This is a genomic window from Pseudomonas sp. AGC41, from assembly GCF_057334555.1.
The window spans coordinates 57,808-58,485 of record NZ_JBHFJB010000084.1 but is presented as its reverse complement, the minus strand read 5'-3'; the positions used below and the strand labels follow the sequence as shown (position 1 = coordinate 58,485).

The window sequence follows — 678 nt, the reverse complement described above, 5'->3', positions numbered from 1 at the left end:
CCGCCCCCACAGGGGGATGTGTTGCAGCGGCTAGCGTGGGTCGACGTTGTCCAGTGCGCGGTTTGCCAGGAGTGCGCCCAGTTCGATCAGTTGCTGGATGCCCAGCGCAATGTGGCGTCGTGAGTCTTCCAGATCGAAGGCCAGGTAACCGACCATGGCGTTGGCCGAGGCGAGGGTTTCGCTGAGGTTGGCGAGCAGGGATTCGGTGTCGACGCCATTGATGACGGTGAAGAGTTGGCCGGGATCGGTTTCTCTTGGAGCGGCGGTGGCGGCGGCCGGATCGGTGTCCGGTGGGTTGGGTGTTGGTTTGAACATGGTGAATCTCCGATGCGTCAGAAGGGGCCGTAACCCTCTCGCTACCAAACGAAGGGTGGTGGCCATACGAAGGTTGGTAGACCGGGCATCGGAAGCCGGCGTCTCCGAAGAGACCCTGCGCAGGGCCACCATAAAGCGAAGCGCATGATTGCACTCACAAGAGGTGACGCTATGCACCGAAAGCCCGGGCTACCAAACCCGATCGCTGATTTTTCAACGACCGGGCCACAGTAAAGCCCAACCCCAAGGCGCACAAGCCGGCGGATTCTGGCGTAGTTGTAGGCAAAGGCGCAAGACGCGGGAGTTCGGTCCTACACAGAGGCTCGCGCGGTAAACCCCGAGGCTTTTCGTGGGGGGGGGGGG

General features: G+C 62.1%; 1 protein-coding gene. It reads right to left on the bottom strand.

Going from position 1 to position 678, the window contains the following annotated elements; all coding sequences use genetic code 11:
* Positions 1–30: 30 nt before the first annotated feature.
* Positions 31–315: a DUF6124 family protein gene (locus ACE04F_RS15570; protein ID WP_486108007.1), complete on the bottom strand. Its 285-nt coding sequence runs from the start codon at positions 313–315 to the stop codon at positions 31–33.
* Positions 316–678 lie beyond the last annotated feature (363 nt).